Origin of the sequence: Klebsiella sp. 54 (assembly GCF_018223875.1) — a bacterium.
GTDB lineage: Bacteria > Pseudomonadota > Gammaproteobacteria > Enterobacterales > Enterobacteriaceae > Klebsiella > Klebsiella quasipneumoniae.
The window spans coordinates 97,990-113,820 of sequence record NZ_JAGRRA010000003.1 but is presented as its reverse complement, the minus strand read 5'-3'; the positions used below and the strand labels follow the sequence as shown (position 1 = coordinate 113,820).

Annotated in this window: 10 protein-coding genes; 7 read left to right on the top strand and 3 right to left on the bottom strand. The window is 56.2% G+C overall.

What is annotated here, in order from left to right; genetic code table 11:
* Nucleotides 1–146: 146 nt before the first annotated feature.
* Complete coding sequence (gene aroP / locus KHQ24_RS10245) at nucleotides 147–1,517, bottom strand: aromatic amino acid transporter AroP (RefSeq protein ID WP_017901172.1); 1,371 nt, start codon at nucleotides 1,515–1,517, stop codon at nucleotides 147–149.
* Nucleotides 1,518–2,161: 644 nt separating this feature from the next.
* Between aroP and pdhR the strand changes: the two genes are divergently transcribed.
* The 5 genes from pdhR (at nucleotide 2,162) to KHQ24_RS10220 (ending at nucleotide 9,735) form a co-directional block, all read left to right on the top strand.
* On the top strand, nucleotides 2,162–2,941 hold the full coding sequence (pdhR, locus tag KHQ24_RS10240; protein WP_002888699.1) for a pyruvate dehydrogenase complex transcriptional repressor PdhR: 780 nt from the start codon (nucleotides 2,162–2,164) through the stop codon (nucleotides 2,939–2,941).
* Between the two features lie 137 nt (nucleotides 2,942–3,078).
* On the top strand, nucleotides 3,079–5,742 hold the full coding sequence (gene aceE / locus KHQ24_RS10235) for a pyruvate dehydrogenase (acetyl-transferring), homodimeric type (protein WP_004204365.1): 2,664 nt from the start codon (nucleotides 3,079–3,081) through the stop codon (nucleotides 5,740–5,742).
* Nucleotides 5,743–5,756: 14 nt separating this feature from the next.
* Entirely contained in the window at nucleotides 5,757–7,655 is a 1,899-nt protein-coding gene (gene aceF / locus KHQ24_RS10230) for a pyruvate dehydrogenase complex dihydrolipoyllysine-residue acetyltransferase (RefSeq protein ID WP_023319734.1), read from the top strand.
* Nucleotides 7,656–7,861: 206 nt separating this feature from the next.
* On the top strand, nucleotides 7,862–9,286 hold the full coding sequence (lpdA, locus tag KHQ24_RS10225; RefSeq protein WP_002888731.1) for a dihydrolipoyl dehydrogenase: 1,425 nt from the start codon (nucleotides 7,862–7,864) through the stop codon (nucleotides 9,284–9,286).
* Nucleotides 9,287–9,450: 164 nt separating this feature from the next.
* A complete protein-coding gene (locus KHQ24_RS10220; RefSeq protein ID WP_004204367.1) occupies nucleotides 9,451–9,735 on the top strand; it encodes a hypothetical protein in 285 nt (94 codons plus the stop codon).
* A 44-nt stretch (nucleotides 9,736–9,779) separates the two neighbouring features.
* On the opposite strand, the gene KHQ24_RS10215 is transcribed toward KHQ24_RS10220, so the two are convergent.
* Both KHQ24_RS10215 and KHQ24_RS10210 read right to left on the bottom strand, forming a co-directional pair.
* The gene (locus KHQ24_RS10215) at nucleotides 9,780–10,586 is read right to left on the bottom strand and encodes a DUF2950 family protein (RefSeq protein ID WP_124989058.1); all 807 of its coding nucleotides are present in this window, start codon (nucleotides 10,584–10,586) and stop codon (nucleotides 9,780–9,782) included.
* Between the two features lie 11 nt (nucleotides 10,587–10,597).
* Complete coding sequence (locus tag KHQ24_RS10210; RefSeq protein ID WP_124989059.1) at nucleotides 10,598–12,232, bottom strand: DUF3300 domain-containing protein; 1,635 nt, start codon at nucleotides 12,230–12,232, stop codon at nucleotides 10,598–10,600.
* A gap of 431 nt (nucleotides 12,233–12,663) precedes the next feature.
* On the opposite strand from KHQ24_RS10210, the gene acnB reads away from it, so the two are divergent.
* Together acnB and yacL are read left to right on the top strand one after the other, a co-directional pair.
* Nucleotides 12,664–15,261 carry a bifunctional aconitate hydratase 2/2-methylisocitrate dehydratase gene (gene acnB, locus KHQ24_RS10205; protein ID WP_004204372.1) on the top strand — a complete coding sequence of 866 codons (2,598 nt, stop codon included), beginning with the start codon at nucleotides 12,664–12,666 and terminating at the stop codon, nucleotides 15,259–15,261.
* Between the two features lie 187 nt (nucleotides 15,262–15,448).
* Complete coding sequence (gene yacL / locus KHQ24_RS10200) at nucleotides 15,449–15,811, top strand: protein YacL (protein WP_004204373.1); 363 nt, start codon at nucleotides 15,449–15,451, stop codon at nucleotides 15,809–15,811.
* Nucleotides 15,812–15,831: the final 20 nt, after the last annotated feature.

Here is a 15,831-nt window from a genome sequence, read left to right as displayed (position 1 = left end):
TGCTATCGAGAGAATTACGTTGCAGGAACGCGTTGACGATATGGATAAAAAAGCTATGGAGGGGAAAGTGTGAAGCAGATAACAATGCTCTGCGCCCGTCATTCAGGGAGGGGGCGCAGAGCAAAGAGAATTATTGATGAGATGTATTATTGTGCTTTTATGGTGGCGGCGGCTTTCTGTTTAAACAGATAGCCCACGCCCAGCACGGCGATCCATACCGGGATCAGCCAAACGGAAATCGCCATCCCCGGGGTCATCAGCATAATTACCAGCACCGCGGCCATAAACAGCAGGCACACCCAGTTACCCAGCGGGTAGAAGAGGGCGGGGAAGCGAGTGGTGACCCCCTGCTGCTGTTTGGCGCGACGGAATTTGATATGCGCGAGGCTGATCATCGCCCAGTTGATCACCAGGGCGGAGACTACCAGCGCCATCAGCAGGCCAAATGCGGATTCCGGCGCCAGGTAGTTGATCAGCACACACAGGGCGGTGACCACGGCGGAGACGAGAATGGTATTCACCGGCACGCCGCGTTTGTCGACGCTGAGCAGCGCTTTCGGTGCGTTCCCCTGCTGGGCAAGACCGAACAGCATACGGCTGTTGCAGTAGACACAGCTGTTATACACCGACAGGGCCGCCGTCAGCACCACTACGTTGAGGGCGTTTGCCACCAGCGTATCGCCAAGCTCATGGAAAATCAGGACGAACGGACTGGTGTCCGCAGTCACACGCGTCCACGGCAGAAGCGAGAGCAGGACCGCCAGCGAGCCAACATAGAAGATCAGGATACGGTAGATAACCTGGTTAGTGGCTTTCGGGATGCTTTGCTCCGGGTTATCCGCTTCCGCCGCGGTGATACCCACCAGCTCCAGACCGCCGAAGGAGAACATGATGATCGCCATCATCATTACCAGCCCGGTAAAGCCGTGCGGCAGGAACCCGCCTTGATCCCAGAGGTTACGTACCGTCGCCTGCGGGCCGCCGTTGCCGCTGAACAGCAGCCAGCCGCCGAACAAAATCATCGCCACAACGGCGACCACTTTGATAATGGCAAACCAGAACTCCATTTCCCCGAACACTTTCACGTTGGTCAGGTTAATGGCGTTGATGGCGATGAAGAAGACCGCCGCTGAGGCCCAGGTCGGGATTTCCGGCCACCAGAACTGGATATATTTGCCGACGGCAGTGAGTTCCGCCATGGCCACCAGGACATACAGTACCCAGTAGTTCCAGCCGGAGGCGAAGCCGGCAAAGCCGCCCCAGTATTTATAAGCAAAGTGGCTAAACGAACCGGCTACCGGCTCTTCTACCACCATTTCGCCCAGCTGACGCATGATCAGAAAGGCGATAAAACCGGCAATCGCGTAACCAAGAATGATACCCGGGCCGGCGGACTGAATGACGGACGCGCTCCCCAGAAACAGGCCGGTGCCGATAGCCCCGCCCAGCGCGATGAGCTGGATGTGGCGGTTTTTCAGGCCGCGCTTCAGCCGATCGCCGTGCTGTTGACCTTCCATATGAAACCTCGTGTGTGGTTATTTTTTGTGTACGTCATCCGTCAGGTTGCTGCTTCACTGCTGTCCCTGCCAGAAAGCATAGCCAGCGAAAATTTGGGCGACGTGGCCCACTTTTTACCTGAGTGATGGCGCGCACATATTGTTGTGTTTGTGTATTTAACGACTTCCGTTTCTGTATTGTTTTGTTTACGGAAGGCGGTGCGGTAATTAAGAAAAAGGCCTTTCGTCTCAGGGAGAATAGTGGTAAGCGCGTTTGAATGCACCTGCTTTATGAAGGGATGATGACCATGTGTCTAAAAAGACATCAATAGACACATTCTGTATTATTCCGACGCACTGCTTCTTTCTGATTATTTATTCAATGATATTGTCTTTATATTCATTTATTGGGTCATTGAATCGGTTCAGATAGCGTAATTTTTCGTTTCCATTAAGTTAATGCTACCTCTTTATGAGTAAACGTAACATTTGTGCAAGGTTACATTTCTGAAATGTTATTTCTGTAAGGTTGTTAAAATGTCCGTCGTTTACTGATTTCAATCAAAACCTGTATGGACAGAAGGTGAATACTTTGTTACTTTAGCGCTACGAACTTTAAATTGGTAAGACCAATTGACTCCGGGCTAATGGCAGAGACAGGGAATATGGCCTACAGCAAAATCCGCCAACCAAAATTATCCGATGTGATAGAGCAGCAGCTGGAGTTTCTGATCCTTGAGGGGACCTTGCGCCCCGGTGAAAAACTCCCGCCTGAACGCGAACTGGCTAAACAGTTCGACGTTTCCCGCCCCTCGCTGCGTGAGGCGATTCAACGCCTCGAAGCCAAGGGCCTGTTGCTTCGTCGTCAGGGAGGTGGAACGTTTGTTCAGAGCCGCCTGTGGCAGAGCTTCAGCGATCCGCTGGTCGAGCTGCTGTCCGATCACCCTGAATCCCAATTCGATCTGCTTGAGACCCGTCACGCGCTGGAAGGCATTGCAGCTTATTACGCGGCGCTGCGCAGCAATGATGAAGATCGCGACCGTATCCGCGAGCTGCATCAGGCTATTGAGCGGGCTCAGCAGTCGGGCGATCTGGACGCTGAGTCCGGCGCCGTCGTCCAGTACCAAATCGCCGTCACCGAGGCGGCACACAATGTGGTTTTGCTCCATCTGCTAAGGTGTATGGAGCCGATGCTGGCGCAAAACGTGCGTCAGAACTTTGAATTGCTGTATGCCCGCCGGGAAATGCTCCCGTTGGTCAGCAACCATCGCACTCGCATTTTCGAGGCGATAATGGCCGGGGAGCCGGAGCAGGCGCGTGAGGCGTCGCACCGTCACCTGGCGTTCATTGAGGAAATTTTGCTGGACCGTAGCCGTGAGCAGAGTCGTAGAGAACGCTCGCTGCGTCGTTTACAGCAACGAAAGGACGAGAACTCCGGTTCTTAAGCGCCATTTTTAGAGCGCGGCAACTAAACGCAGAACCTGTCTTATTGAATTTTTGGTTGTTCAAAGGTGAAGAACGAAGAGTTCAATGGGACAGGTTCCAGATTAATCAACGATTAGATAGATAAGGAATACCCCCCATGTCAGAACGTTTACCAAATGACGTGGATCCGATCGAAACTCGCGACTGGCTACAGGCGATCGAATCGGTCATCCGTGAAGAAGGTGTTGAGCGCGCTCAGTATCTTATTGATCAACTCCTTTCTGAAGCCCGCAAAGGCGGGGTGAAAGTGGCTGCTGGCGCATCAACCGGCGGTTACGTCAACACTATTGCCGTTGAAGATGAGCCGGAATATCCGGGTAATCTGGATCTGGAACGTCGTATCCGTTCTGCGATCCGCTGGAACGCCATCATGACCGTTCTGCGCGCATCGAAAAAAGATCTCGAACTGGGCGGCCACATGGCTTCTTTCCAGTCTTCCGCAACCTTCTACGAAGTGTGCTTCAACCACTTCTTCCGCGCACGCAATGAGCAGGATGGCGGCGACCTGGTGTACTTCCAGGGTCACATCTCTCCGGGCGTTTATGCGCGTGCGTTCCTGGAAGGTCGTCTGACTGAAGAGCAGATGAACAACTTCCGTCAGGAAGTTCACGGTAAAGGTCTGTCCTCTTATCCGCACCCGAAACTGATGCCGGAATTCTGGCAGTTCCCGACCGTTTCTATGGGCCTGGGCCCAATCGGGGCGATTTATCAGGCTAAATTCCTGAAATATCTGGAACACCGTGGTCTGAAAGACACCTCCAAACAAACCGTTTACGCGTTCCTGGGCGACGGTGAGATGGACGAGCCGGAATCTAAAGGCGCGATCACCATCGCGACCCGTGAGAAGCTCGACAACCTGGTGTTCGTTATCAACTGTAACCTGCAGCGTCTTGACGGTCCGGTCACCGGTAACGGCAAAATCATTAACGAACTGGAAGGCATCTTCGCGGGCGCTGGCTGGAACGTTATCAAGGTTATCTGGGGCGGTCGTTGGGATGAGCTGCTGCGTAAAGACACCAGCGGTAAGCTGATTCAGCTGATGGAAGAAACCGTTGACGGCGATTACCAGACCTTTAAATCCAAAGACGGCGCTTATGTGCGCGAGCACTTCTTCGGTAAATATCCGGAGACCGCTGCGCTGGTTGCCGACTGGACTGACGAGCAGATTTGGGCCCTGAACCGCGGTGGCCACGATCCGAAGAAAGTTTATGCTGCTCTGAAAAAAGCGCAGGAAACCAAAGGCAAAGCGACCGTTATCCTCGCCCATACCATTAAAGGTTACGGCATGGGTGACACTGCTGAAGGTAAGAACATCGCTCACCAGGTTAAGAAAATGAACATGGACGGCGTTCGCTACGTCCGCGATCGTTTCAACGTGCCGGTTGCCGATGCCGATCTGGAAAAACTGCCGTACGTCACCTTCCCGGAAGGTTCCGAAGAGCACACCTATCTGCACGCTCAGCGTCAGAAACTGCACGGCTATCTGCCGAGCCGTCAGCCGAACTTCACTGAGAAGCTGGAGCTGCCGACGCTGGAAGATTTCCGCCCGCTGCTGGAAGAGCAGAATAAAGAGATCTCTACCACTATCGCGTTCGTTCGTGCCCTGAACGTGATGCTGAAGAACAAATCCATCAAAGACCGCCTCGTGCCGATCATCGCCGACGAAGCGCGTACTTTCGGTATGGAAGGTCTGTTCCGTCAGATCGGTATCTACAGCCCGAACGGCCAGCAGTACACCCCGCAGGACCGTGAGCAGGTTGCATACTACAAAGAAGACGAGAAAGGTCAGATCCTGCAGGAAGGGATCAACGAGCTGGGCGCAGGCGCATCCTGGCTGGCTGCGGCGACCTCTTACAGCACCAACAACCTGCCGATGATCCCGTTCTACATCTACTACTCGATGTTCGGGTTCCAGCGTATCGGCGACCTGTGCTGGCAGGCAGGCGACCAGCAGGCTCGCGGCTTCCTGATCGGGGGTACTTCCGGTCGTACGACGCTGAACGGCGAAGGTCTGCAGCACGAAGATGGCCACAGCCATATTCAGTCTCTGACTATCCCGAACTGTATCTCTTACGATCCCTCCTACGCCTACGAAGTGGCGGTCATCATGCATGACGGCCTGGAGCGTATGTACGGTGAGAAACAAGAGAACGTTTACTACTACATCACTACCCTGAACGAAAACTACCACATGCCGGCCATGCCGGAAGGCGCCGAGGAAGGTATCCGCAAAGGTATCTACAAACTCGAAACCATCGAAGGTAGCAAAGGTAAAGTTCAGCTGCTGGGCTCCGGTTCTATCCTGCGTCACGTCCGTGAAGCAGCGCAGATCCTGGCGAAAGACTACGGCGTGGGCTCTGACGTGTACAGCGTCACCTCCTTCACCGAACTGGCGCGTGATGGCCAGGATTGCGAACGCTGGAACATGCTGCACCCGCTGGAAACCCCGCGCGTGCCGTACATCGCTCAGGTGATGAACGACGCTCCGGCAGTGGCATCCACTGACTATATGAAACTGTTCGCCGAGCAGGTTCGTACCTACGTACCGGCTGACGATTACCGCGTACTGGGTACCGATGGCTTCGGTCGTTCCGACAGCCGTGAAAACCTGCGTCACCACTTCGAAGTCGATGCTTCCTATGTGGTCGTTGCAGCGCTGGGCGAACTGGCTAAACGTGGTGAAATCGATAAGAAAGTGGTTGCGGACGCAATTACCAAATTCAACATCGATGCAGAAAAAGTTAACCCGCGTCTGGCGTAAGAGGTAAAAGAATAATGGCTATCGAAATCAAAGTACCGGACATCGGGGCTGATGAAGTTGAAATCACCGAGATTCTGGTCAAAGTGGGCGACAAAGTTGAAGCTGAACAGTCGCTGATCACCGTAGAAGGCGATAAAGCCTCTATGGAAGTCCCGTCTCCGCAGGCTGGCGTCGTGAAAGAGATTAAAGTCTCCGTCGGCGATAAAACCGAGACTGGCAAACTGATTATGATTTTCGATTCCGCCGAGGGTGCAGCAGCCGCTGCACCTGCGCAGGAAGAGAAGAAAGAAGCCGCTCCGGCCGCCGCTGCTCCAGCAGCTGCCGCGGCAGAGAAAGAAGTGAACGTGCCGGACATCGGCGGTGACGAAGTTGAAGTCACTGAAATTCTGGTGAAAGTGGGCGATACCGTTGCGGCTGAGCAGTCTCTGATCACCGTCGAAGGCGATAAAGCCTCGATGGAAGTGCCGGCGCCGTTCGCGGGTACCGTGAAAGAGATCAAGATCAACACCGGCGATAAAGTGTCCACCGGCTCCCTGATCATGATCTTCGAAGTGGCGGGCGCTGCGCCTGCTGCCGCACCTGCTCAGGCTGCTGCTCCGGCGGCGGCTGCTCCAGCTGCGGCTGGCGGTGCGAAAGACGTTAACGTACCGGACATCGGCGGCGACGAAGTTGAAGTGACCGAAGTGATGGTAAAAGTCGGCGATAAAGTGGCTGCTGAGCAGTCCCTGATCACCGTCGAAGGCGACAAAGCGTCTATGGAAGTGCCGGCGCCGTTCGCGGGCACCGTCAAAGAGATCAAAATCAGCACCGGCGATAAAGTCAAAACCGGCTCCCTGATCATGGTCTTCGAAGTGGAAGGCGCTGCGCCTGCCGCCGCACCGGCTCAAGCGGCTGCGCCGGCACCGGCTGCAGCTCCGGCTCAGGCCGCTAAGCCTGCCGCGGCACCGGCTGCGAAAGCGGAAGGTAAAACCGAATTCGCTGAAAACGACGCTTACGTCCACGCCACTCCGCTGATTCGCCGTCTGGCGCGCGAGTTCGGCGTTAACCTGGCGAAAGTGAAAGGCACCGGCCGTAAAGGTCGTATCCTGCGCGAAGACGTTCAGGCTTACGTGAAAGACGCTGTTAAGCGTGCTGAATCCGCACCGGCGGCTGCCGCTGGCGGCGGTATCCCGGGCATGCTGCCATGGCCGAAGGTTGACTTCAGCAAGTTCGGTGAAATCGAAGAAGTGGAGCTGGGCCGTATCCAGAAAATTTCTGGTGCCAACCTGAGCCGTAACTGGGTCATGATCCCGCACGTTACCCACTTCGACAAAACCGATATCACCGATCTGGAAGCGTTCCGTAAGCAGCAGAACGCCGAAGCTGAGAAGCGTAAACTGGACGTGAAATTCACCCCGGTTGTCTTCATCATGAAAGCCGTGGCCGCTGCGCTTGAGCAGATGCCGCGCTTCAACAGCTCGCTCTCCGAAGATGGTCAGCGTCTGACACTGAAGAAATACATCAACATCGGTGTGGCGGTGGATACCCCGAACGGTCTGGTGGTTCCGGTCTTTAAAGACGTGAACAAGAAGAGCATCACCGAGCTGTCTCGTGAACTGACCACCATCTCGAAGAAAGCGCGCGATGGCAAACTGACGGCGGGCGAAATGCAGGGCGGTTGCTTCACCATCTCCAGCATCGGCGGCCTGGGTACCACCCACTTCGCGCCGATTGTTAATGCGCCGGAAGTGGCCATCCTCGGCGTGTCTAAGTCCGCGATGGAGCCGGTATGGAATGGTAAAGAGTTCGTGCCGCGTCTGATGCTGCCGATTTCTCTGTCCTTCGACCACCGCGTCATCGACGGTGCTGATGGTGCCCGCTTCATTACCATCATCAACAACACCCTGAGCGACATTCGCCGCCTGGTGATGTAATTGAAAAAGCCGGCCTGACGGCCGGCTTTTTTCTGATAACCTCAGGCTGTTTGGGATTATCAGCAACAAAGGACAAAATCGTTTGCCGTTTGTTGTTTAAAAATTGTTAACAATTTTGTAAAATACACGCGGATAGAACGTCCCGGTGGACTTGGGCGTAAAAATAATAGCGTCAGACCCGCCGGATATAAATTACAGAGGTCATGATGAGTACTGAAATCAAAACTCAGGTCGTGGTACTTGGGGCAGGTCCTGCAGGCTACTCTGCAGCCTTCCGTTGCGCTGATTTAGGTCTGGAAACCGTCATCGTAGAACGTTACAGCACCCTCGGTGGGGTGTGCCTGAACGTGGGTTGTATCCCTTCTAAAGCGCTGCTGCACGTGGCAAAAGTTATCGAAGAAGCGAAAGCGCTGGCCGAACACGGCATCGTTTTCGGCGAACCGAAAACTGACATTGACAAGATCCGCACCTGGAAAGAAAAAGTCATCACTCAGCTGACCGGTGGTCTGGCTGGCATGGCCAAAGGGCGTAAAGTGAAGGTGGTTAACGGTCTGGGTAAATTCACCGGCGCTAACACCCTGGAAGTGGAAGGCGAAAACGGCAAAACCGTGATCAACTTCGACAACGCCATCATCGCGGCGGGCTCCCGTCCGATTCAACTGCCATTTATTCCGCATGAAGATCCGCGCGTATGGGACTCCACCGACGCCCTGGAGCTGAAATCTGTGCCGAAACGCATGCTGGTCATGGGCGGCGGTATCATCGGTCTGGAAATGGGTACCGTATACCATGCGCTGGGTTCAGAGATCGACGTGGTTGAAATGTTCGACCAGGTCATCCCGGCTGCCGATAAAGATGTGGTGAAAGTCTTCACCAAACGCATCAGCAAGAAATTCAACCTGATGCTGGAAACCAAAGTGACTGCCGTTGAAGCAAAAGAAGACGGTATTTATGTTTCCATGGAAGGCAAAAAAGCGCCGGCGGAAGCACAGCGTTACGACGCCGTGCTGGTGGCTATCGGCCGCGTACCGAACGGTAAAAACCTCGACGCAGGCAAAGCGGGCGTGGAAGTTGACGATCGTGGCTTCATCCGCGTTGACAAACAAATGCGCACCAACGTGCCGCACATCTTTGCTATCGGCGATATCGTCGGTCAGCCGATGCTGGCGCACAAAGGCGTCCACGAAGGTCACGTTGCCGCAGAAGTTATCTCCGGCCTGAAGCACTACTTCGATCCGAAAGTGATCCCATCGATCGCCTACACCGAGCCAGAAGTGGCATGGGTGGGTCTGACCGAGAAAGAAGCGAAAGAGAAAGGCATCAGCTACGAAACCGCCACCTTCCCGTGGGCTGCTTCCGGCCGTGCTATCGCTTCCGACTGCGCAGACGGCATGACCAAACTGATCTTCGACAAAGAGACCCACCGTGTTATCGGCGGCGCGATTGTCGGCACCAACGGCGGCGAGCTGCTGGGTGAGATCGGCCTGGCTATCGAGATGGGCTGTGACGCTGAAGACATCGCGCTGACCATCCACGCTCACCCGACTCTGCACGAGTCTGTTGGCCTGGCGGCAGAAGTTTTCGAAGGCAGCATCACCGACCTGCCGAACGCCAAAGCGAAGAAAAAGTAACTTTTTCTTTCAGGCAAAAAGCATAAGCGGCTCCCGGAGCCGCTTTTTTTATGCCTGATGTTTAGAACTATGTCGCTATTCATAAACCGCTACACCTCATACATACTTTGTAAATAGTCACTATGTAAACTTATAGGTAGTTAATGATATCAATGAGGTGTGTGATGAAACGCTTTTTAACCACAGCGCTGGTCGCAGCAGCGTGCTTATCCGGTGTCGCCTGCGCGGCTGACGCCACGATTCCGTGGGCGGATAACAGCGGTGGTACGGAAACGACCCATATTGCGGCGATGGGCCAGGATCTGAATGCTCAGCATCAGCAAGTGACCAAGACCAGTGAAGGAGTATGGGCGGCGAATTCCGGCAGCATCAGCGCTGACGAATCGGCATTGTCCAGTACGAAACCAGCCTTTGCCGGCGATCCGTCGCTGATGCCCCACCAGGGCTAAGTGAATGAAAACGCCCGGTTGCGTATACGTAACCGGGCGTTTTTTTATGGATTGACCACCTGCCAGCCGGCGTCAGCGTCGGGGGCAAAGCGCGTTATCGCCTGGGCCTTTGCCGCGCTCTCTTCACCGAGATTGGCCTGATAAACGGTATCGTGCTGATCGATCATAAAGCTCATCACGCCGGTTTCCCCCCACGCCACAGGCCACGCCAGCAAGGCGACGCTCTGCTCATCTCTACCGGTGATAATGCGGAAGCGGTAGCCATGGTAGCCGCTGCCGGGAACCGTCGGGCTAAAGGCTGGCCCAAGCGGACTTGGCGCTTCGCCCGGCGAGGTGGGCCAGTACAGACCATCTTTTTTGCCTTCGCTACTGATGATTTTCTGCGCCCAGCGGTGGTTCAGTTGATAGTAATCCTGCTGGGCGTCAACGTAGGCATGCATGGCGGCTATCGCCGACAGTTCATTACGGCCGATAGCGCGGGTGAGGATCTCTTCTTCGCCAGCGGCCATATCAAAGCGCCAGCCCTGGGATGCTTTGACGATGGGGACTGGCAGCCGCCATGCTTCGCTACCGACGTCGAGCCAGGCTTTTTCACCCTGCTGCACAATCACATGTTTCACCTGCCAGTCGCGCTGGAAGCGGTCGACGGCAGTGGGGTCGATCCCGTCGGGGGGTAAAAAATGCAGCCAGTTATCGCCAAGCACTTCACTCAGCGCCGCATCATTTTGCTGGCCGATCGCCTCGGCCAGCGCGTTTGCGGCCTGCTCGGGGGTGGCATACTGCTGCTGGGCGAAGGCGGCAAGCGGCGACAGCATTAACGTGAACAGGGCAATTGATAATGGGTTTCTCATTCTGCTCATCCTCAGCGGCGGCGTAGTTCATGGTGTTCAGAAAGACGCTCTCTGGCGCCGTCGCGCTGCTCGCGGTTTACGCTGGAAAACTGACGACTCTGCCGTCCCCGTTCTTGCTGCGCTTGCCAGGAGGGGGCGCGGCTTTCGTTGCCGCTAAGGGCGCTGGCGCGCAGATGACTGACCGTCTGCTGACGCTGGGCTGGCGTGGCGGACTGGAGCTGCTGCCGGCGCTGTTGCTGCTGCGGTGTAGTATTCTGCTCGCGGCTCTTAATGGTTTCCCTACGCTGCTGTTGCTGCGGCGTCGGGTTTTTCAACTGCGCTTTCGCCGCGTCTCGACGCTGCTGGGTCGATGTCGGCTCGCTGTCGTAACCGCGGTAGTTGCTGCGCTGGGTGGCTTGTTTCAACTGCGCCGAGGCCGCCTGACGCTGGGCATCGCGCGAGGCGGTGTTTGCCGCCAGGTTGCCCGCCGTGGCGGTCGGCGCGCTGCGCTGCTGAAGCTGGGTCATCGCCGCCTGGCGCTGCGCCTCACGATCGACCGGCGCATGCTGGGTCGCGCTCAGTCCGCCGGATACGTTGGCCTGATGAAAGCGCTGGGCGACGGTATTATCGGGGTATGGCACGTGACCGCGATAGGCGGGGTTGTGCTGCCAGTTTACGCGGTCGCCCGGCAGGTTTTGTCCGGTAATGCGGTTAAAGTTATTCACATTGATATTGATGTTATCGCCGTTATGCGAGTAATCGCCGCGGTGGTAGTCGTCATCGTGATGGTGGTGGTCATCATCATCATCCCAGTCGATGCTGCTGAACAGCGCCCAGGTGGTCGCCACGCCCAGGCTGTAACCGAAGCCTTTGACGAAGCTATCGGTAAACTGCTCCCCGGGAGGCGGCGGCAGATAGACCGGAGGATAGGCGCTGTTCGGCCAGGTACCATAGACGGTGGAGGGGTTGTAGTTGGGAACATAGACCACCTGCGGATCGGTCGGTTCTATTTTTATGACCTGGGTTGGCGCAGGCGCCGCCGCGGTAGTGCTTGACGTTGATACGGTGCTGCTTTTCGAAGTGGTGGCCGGCACAGGCGCCGCTGCGGCGACAATCACTTTTTGCTGCGGCGTAGATTTCAGCGTCCCTGTCTCCTGGGCGATGGCACGCAGGCGTTGCACCGAGTCCATCACATCATGCGGCTGGGCCAAAAACGCATTACCCAGATTTTCCACCCAGGGCGGATTCTCGCCCATCATCGCCAGCAGGGCAGGGAAAGCGACAAGCGATTTGACGCTGGGATCCCATGGCTGGCTGGCAACTGCCTGAACGGCGGGATCCCCTTTCATGGTGGGGTTATCCTGGGACCACTGCACCGCCTGCATGACGTTGTCCGGGTAGGTGGAAGCCATCAGCACCTGCGACAGCAGACTGTCCGGGTAGAGCGCGATGGGGGCAACCCACTGGTCAATCTGCGCCTGGGTGTAGGTGGCGGCCACCGGCTCCGCGGCGGCGGGTGCGGCTGGCGTTGGCGCTGGCGCAGGCTGCGCCGTCGGCTGAGTGACCGTCTCTGGAGTACGGCTTTGCACATAGAGTGTTCCCGCCGCCGCGAGTAAGCCAGCGCTACAGAGCAGGGTGATAATATGGGGTTTGAACGGCAGTGACATAGAAGCTCCTGACCCAAAAAGTAACCCATCTCGCTAAAGTATCGGCGAAAACGGCGCGTTTGCTGAGTATAAGTAAGCGGTATGGCTTTTTATTGATGATTGTTGGGATCGGCCCATGGCGTTGTACGCGGAAAGGAATTTTTGTCGCGGGATTTGAACAGAAAGCCTGCAATATCCTGCCCTTAACGATTCAGCTAAATTTTAATGTTGCTTTTTTGTAAACAGATTAACACCTTTCAAAAATCCTGCTATGCTGCCGACGCGGTATCGGGCATTTACCCTACAAACTGCTGTCTCACAGGAGCGTGAAGAAAATCGCCCAGCCACTAAATCCTTCAAGATGCGTCAAGGCGGCAAACTGCCAATACCGAAGCAGATTGATTGAAGAGGTGTAGGCCGCATTATGACAATGAGAAGCGAGGAGAACCGTCGTGCTAGAAGAATACCGTAAGCACGTAGCTGAGCGTGCCGCCATGGGGATTGTTGCCAAACCCTTAGATGCAACCCAAATGGCCGCGCTGGTAGAACTGCTGAAAAACCCGCCTGCGGGCGAAGAAGAATTCCTGTTAGACCTGCTGATTAACCGTGTACCGCCGGGCGTCGACGAAGCCGCCTATGTTAAAGCTGGATTCCTTGCCGCGATCGCCAAAGGCGAAACGACCTCCCCCCTGGTTACCCCTGAAAAAGCCGTTGAACTGCTGGGCACCATGCAGGGTGGTTACAATATCCACCCGCTGATCGATGCCCTGGACGACGCGAAACTGGCGCCGATTGCCGCGAAAGCGCTGTCCCATACTCTGCTGATGTTCGATAACTTCTACGACGTGGAAGAGAAAGCGAAAGCGGGTAACGAGCACGCTAAACAGGTTATGCAATCCTGGGCCGACGCTGAGTGGTTCCTGAACCGCCCGCAGCTGGCAGAAAAAATCACCGTTACCGTTTTCAAGGTGACTGGCGAAACGAACACCGACGACCTGTCTCCGGCGCCGGATGCCTGGTCGCGTCCGGATATCCCGCTGCACGCCCTGGCGATGCTGAAAAACGCCCGCGAAGGCATTGAACCGGATCAGCCGGGCGTGGTTGGCCCGATCAAACAGATCGAAGCCCTGCAGCAGAAAGGCTACCCGCTGGCCTACGTTGGCGACGTGGTCGGGACCGGCTCTTCACGTAAATCGGCCACCAACTCGGTGCTGTGGTTTATGGGCGACGATATCCCGAACGTGCCGAACAAGCGTGGCGGCGGCCTGTGCCTGGGCGGCAAAATCGCGCCAATCTTCTTCAACACCATGGAAGATGCAGGCGCGCTGCCTATCGAAGTGGATGTGTCAAACCTGAACATGGGCGACGTGATTGACGTTTACCCGTTCAAAGGCGAAGTGCGTAACCACGAAACCAACGAACTGCTGGCCAGCTTCGAGCTGAAAACCGATGTGCTGATCGATGAAGTGCGCGCCGGCGGCCGTATCCCGCTGATCATTGGTCGCGGTTTGACTACCAAAGCGCGCGAAGCGCTGGGTCTGCCGCACAGCGATGTCTTCCGTCAGGCGAAAGACGTGGCGGAAAGCACCCGCGGCTTCTCTCTGGCGCAGAAAATGGTTGGCCGCGCCTGCGGCGTTGCCGGTATCCGTCCGGGCGCCTACTGCGAGCCGAAAATGACCTCCGTCGGTTCTCAGGACACCACCGGTCCAATGACCCGTGATGAACTGAAAGACCTGGCGTGCCTGGGCTTCTCCGCTGACCTGGTGATGCAGTCCTTCTGCCACACCGCAGCCTATCCGAAGCCGGTTGACGTCACCACGCACCATACTCTGCCGGACTTCATTATGAACCGCGGCGGCGTCTCGCTGCGTCCGGGCGATGGCGTTATTCACTCCTGGCTGAACCGCATGCTGCTGCCGGATACCGTGGGTACCGGCGGCGACTCCCATACCCGTTTCCCCATCGGGATCTCCTTCCCGGCGGGCTCTGGTCTGGTGGCCTTCGCCGCCGCGACCGGCGTGATGCCGCTGGATATGCCGGAATCGGTGCTGGTGCGTTTCAAAGGTAAAATGCAGCCGGGGATTACGCTGCGCGACCTGGTTCACGCTATCCCGCTGTACGCCATCAAGCAGGGCCTGCTGACCGTTGAGAAGAAAGGTAAGAAAAACATCTTCTCTGGCCGCATCCTTGAGATTGAAGGCCTGCCGGATCTGAAAGTGGAGCAGGCGTTCGAGCTGACCGATGCCTCTGCTGAACGTTCTGCTGCAGGTTGCACCATCAAGCTGAACAAAGAGCCGATCGTTGAGTATCTGAACTCCAACATCGTCCTGCTGAAGTGGATGATTGCCGAAGGCTACGGCGATCGCCGCACTCTGGAGCGTCGTATTCAGGGTATGGAAAAATGGCTGGCGGATCCGCAGCTGCTGGAAGCCGATGCTGACGCGGAATACGCGGCAGTAATCGACATCGATTTGGCGGATATCAAAGAGCCGATCCTGTGCGCGCCGAACGATCCGGACGATGCCCGCCTGCTGTCTGATGTGCAGGGCGAGAAGATCGACGAAGTGTTCATCGGCTCCTGCATGACCAACATCGGCCACTTCCGTGCCGCCGGTAAGTTGCTGGACAGCCACAAAGGCCAGTTGCCGACTCGCCTGTGGGTGGCGCCGCCAACCCGTATGGACGCCGCGCAGCTGACCGAAGAAGGTTACTACAGCGTATTTGGTAAGAGCGGAGCGCGTATCGAAATCCCTGGCTGTTCTCTGTGTATGGGTAACCAGGCGCGCGTGGCCGACGGCGCGACGGTGGTTTCCACCTCTACCCGTAACTTCCCGAACCGTTTAGGTACCGGCGCTAACGTCTATCTGGCCTCTGCCGAGCTGGCGGCGGTAGCTTCTCTGCTCGGTAAATTGCCGACGCCGGAAGAGTACCAGACCTTCGTGGCGCAGGTGGATAAGACAGCGGAAGATACCTATCGCTATCTGAACTTCAACCAGCTGGATCAGTACACTGAAAAAGCTGACGGCGTGATCTTCCAGACCGCGGTGTAAAACCATTCGGTCAGCCTGGCTGACCGTTTGGCTACAAACTCCCCAATGCCCGGTGAACATTGCATCACCGGGCATTTTTATTTCCAAACCTCCTGCCTGTTACGCTTTTTTTCTTTCGGTCTGCTGCGATAATTACTCCATGGGTACAGTGCAGCGGTGACGCATTGCCCTTGCAGAGGAAAAGACGATGGACTACGAATTTCTGCGCGATATTACCGGAGTGGTAAAGGTGCGAATGTCGATGGATCACGAGGCGATTGGCCACTGGTTCAACGAGGAGGTGAAAGACAATCTTGCTCTGCTTGACGAAGTGGAGCAGGCTGCGCGCACCGTGAAAGGCAGTGAACGTTCCTGGCAGCGTGCCGGACATGAATATACGCTGTGGCTGGATGGCGAAGAGGTGATGATCCGCGCCAATCAGCTGGAATTTTCCGGCGACGAAATCGAGGAGGGGATGAGCTACTACGACGAAGAAAGCCTCTCTCTGTGTGGTGTTGAGGATTTCCTGCAGGTGGTTGCCGCCTATCGTGAGTTTATGCAGCAGCGTTGATGACTCGTTTTGCGCCGGGC

Excerpts from the sequence above, each read along its gene's own strand:
- aroP (WP_017901172.1), bottom strand. The coding sequence starts at position 1,517 with ATGGAAGGTCAACAGCACGGCGATCGGCTGAAGCGCGGCCTGAAAAAC.
- yacL (WP_004204373.1), top strand. The coding sequence starts at position 15,449 with ATGGACTACGAATTTCTGCGCGATATTACCGGAGTGGTAAAGGTGCGA.
- lpdA (WP_002888731.1), top strand. The coding sequence starts at position 7,862 with ATGAGTACTGAAATCAAAACTCAGGTCGTGGTACTTGGGGCAGGTCCT.
- KHQ24_RS10210 (WP_124989059.1), bottom strand. The coding sequence starts at position 12,232 with ATGTCACTGCCGTTCAAACCCCATATTATCACCCTGCTCTGTAGCGCT.
- KHQ24_RS10215 (WP_124989058.1), bottom strand. The coding sequence starts at position 10,586 with ATGAGAAACCCATTATCAATTGCCCTGTTCACGTTAATGCTGTCGCCG.
- KHQ24_RS10220 (WP_004204367.1), top strand. The coding sequence starts at position 9,451 with ATGAAACGCTTTTTAACCACAGCGCTGGTCGCAGCAGCGTGCTTATCC.
- aceE (WP_004204365.1), top strand. The coding sequence starts at position 3,079 with ATGTCAGAACGTTTACCAAATGACGTGGATCCGATCGAAACTCGCGAC.
- pdhR (WP_002888699.1), top strand. The coding sequence starts at position 2,162 with ATGGCCTACAGCAAAATCCGCCAACCAAAATTATCCGATGTGATAGAG.
- aceF (WP_023319734.1), top strand. The coding sequence starts at position 5,757 with ATGGCTATCGAAATCAAAGTACCGGACATCGGGGCTGATGAAGTTGAA.